At 63.3% G+C, this 2,753-nt stretch carries 2 protein-coding genes; one reads left to right on the top strand and one right to left on the bottom strand.

Features of this window, described 5'->3' with window-relative positions:
• Window positions 1-226: 226 nt before the first annotated feature.
• On the bottom strand, window positions 227-1,030 hold the full coding sequence (locus AHiyo1_RS09810) for an IclR family transcriptional regulator (protein WP_059388453.1): 804 nt from the start codon (window positions 1,028-1,030) through the stop codon (window positions 227-229).
• A gap of 288 nt (window positions 1,031-1,318) precedes the next feature.
• On the opposite strand from AHiyo1_RS09810, the gene AHiyo1_RS09805 reads away from it, so the two are divergent.
• Window positions 1,319-2,753: amino acid permease (locus tag AHiyo1_RS09805; RefSeq protein WP_059388452.1), on the top strand; the 1,435-nt coding region annotated here is incomplete at its 3' end.

Genomic DNA, 2,753 nt, shown 5'->3' with positions numbered 1-2,753 from the left:
TGATGACTCCTTCGTCTCTGGAGGTTGCTAGGTGGAAGTTCCTTCTGTATCCAGTAGAGCCCCTCCGCAAGGGTCTTGGAATGGCTTTATGGAGGGTGCTGTCCGGAATACCAGACTCAACTAACTGGCAGTAGATGTCGTTCTGAGGGCCCAAAACGACAACAACTGCGAGTCAGTTGGGATAGGGGGTCGGGTTGGTGAGCAGGGCGGGGTTGGGTGCGGCGGGCTAGGACGGGCGGCCGTGGATGCGGATCGAGAGTTCGTCCGCTGTCTTCTGGATGCGGGCGGCCAGTGCGGGCCACTCCTCCACCGGCACCCGGTCCTCGAGGAATGTCACGGCGACTGCCGCCGTCGGCCATCCCAGATGGTCGGTGACGGCGGCGGCCACAGAACCGAAGCCGGGCGTGACTTCGCCGTGTTCGGTGGCGTAGCCGCGCTGCCGGACCTGGTCCAAATGCGAGGACAGGGCCGAGTACTTCATGATGGGCGATTCCATTTCATGCCGGGCCGTAAAGGCTGCAGCATTCGGGTACAGGGCCCTGACCTGCGATTTTGGCAGGGCGGCCAGGATCGCGCGGCCACTGGCCGTGAGGTGGCTGGGAAGCCGGACCCCGACGTCGGTCACGAGGGACGGGCGGTTCTTGGCCCGCTCCTCCACGATGTAGAGCACATCGCGGCCGTGCAGGACGGCCAAGTGTGCGCTCTCGCCGATCGCATCCACGAGGGCGGCGAGCATGGGGCGGCCGAGCCGCGACAAAGGCTCTTGCCGCGAGTATGCCGAACTGAGTTCAAAGGCGCTGATCCCCAGCCCGTAGCGCTGCTCCTCATGAAGGTGCAGGACAAAGCCGTTGGCCTCCATGACGCCAAGCAGGTGATAGACACTGGAACGGGGCAAGCCCAGCGCCGTGGCGATATTGGACGCTGCCATCGGGCCACGCCGGGACGCGAGCAACTTCAGGATGCGCAGGGTGTTCTCGGCGGCCGGGACTTTGGAAGCGGCCCGGCCTTGGGTGGACGGCTGTGTGGTCATGGCTCCTCTTCGAGTGCACGGTAATGCCCGGCCCGCCCTTCTGCCACAAAGCCGGCAAGGCGGGTGTCCGGGATCCCGTACTTAAGCGTGCGCCCCACCGAGCGGATCGGAAAGCCAATCAGAACATTAAGGTGTCTGGAATACCAGACATTTGTGCATGAAACAACCAGTCCACGGCGCAGCGTCTGAGAACCGAGACAACGATGTCCCGTGAGGCCCATCACAGCATGCTGCGGAATGGTCTGCTGGTTAACAGTCCACCCCTCCCAATGACGAGAAGGTATTCGTATGCAGCAAGCCCCAACAGCCGTCAGGACGCCGGCCGCCAAAGTCGTCGAAGGCGTCGAAGGCGCGGTAACAACCGTTCTCAGCCGCGGCCTCAATGTCCGCCACATCCGCTTCATGGCGCTCGGTTCGGCCATCGGGACAGGCCTCTTCTACGGTTCGGCGTCCGCGATCCAAAAGGCCGGCCCATCGGTTCTCTTCGCATACATGATCGGGGGCGCCGCCGTCTTCATGGTGATGCGTGCCCTCGGCGAAATGGCCGTGCGCCACCCCGTCTCAGGCTCGTTCGGCCAGTACGCCAGCCGCTACCTCGGACCGCTGGCCGGGTTCATCACCGGCTGGACCTACGTCTTCGAAATGGCCATCGTGGCGATCGCGGACGTGACGGCATTCAGTATCTATATGGGCTTCTGGTTCCCGCAGGTGGACCGATGGATCTGGGTCCTCGCGATCATCCTCCTCCTCGGAGCCATGAACCTCCTGAGCGTCAAGGTCTTCGGCGAGCTCGAGTTTTGGTTCTCGCTCATTAAGGTCGTGGCGATCATCGCGATGATTGCGGGCGGCGCTGCGATCATCGTGTTCGGCTTCCAGTCCGGCAACAGCGGCGTGGCACCGGGGCTGGGGAACCTCGTTGACCATGGCGGCCTGTTCCCCAACGGTTTCGAAGGGCTCCTGGCCTCGTTCGCCGTTGTCATGTTTGCCTTTGGCGGGATCGAAACGATCGGCATCACCGCAGGCGAAGCCGCAGACCCCAAGAAGGTCATCCCGCAGGCTGTCAACACCGTCCCCGTGCGTGTGCTGCTGTTCTACGTCCTGACGCTCGGGGTGCTCATGAGCTTGTTCCCCTGGAATGAAATCGGGAACAACGGCAGCCCGTTTGTGCAGATCTTCAGTGGCCTCGGCATCCCAGCGGCGCCCCACATCCTCAATGCCGTTGTCATCACCTCGGCACTGTCAGCCATCAATAGCGACATCTTCGGCGCCGGACGCATCCTCTTCGGGCTTTCCCAGCAGGGACACGCTCCGAAGAGCTTCGGCAGGATCTCAAGGCATGGTGTTCCTTGGATGACCGTGGTCCTCATGGGCGGCATCCTGCTGGTGGGCGTGGTGCTCAACGCGGTCATCCCCGAGGACGTGTTCCTCGTGATCGCATCCATCGCCACCTTCGCGACAGTGTGGGTATGGGTCATGATCCTCGCCTCGCACGTCGCCATGAAGCGCGAAATCAAGCGCAAGGGACTTCCGGCGTCGGAATTCGCGTCGCCGTGGTGGCCCGCCGCGTCCGTGGTGACCATCGCCTTCATGGCCCTGGTGATCGTGATCCTTGGCGTCTTCGAGGACACTCGCGTGGCTCTGTACGTAGGCGCCGTGTGGCTCGGACTGCTGGTGCTGGCCTACAAGCTCTGGGTCCGCGGCGGCGGGCGCCTGCGCGCCGACC

Source organism: Arthrobacter sp. Hiyo1, assembly GCF_001263615.2.
Taxonomy (GTDB): Bacteria; Actinomycetota; Actinomycetes; order Actinomycetales; family Micrococcaceae; genus Arthrobacter.
This window is presented reverse-complemented; position numbering and strand designations above follow the sequence as displayed.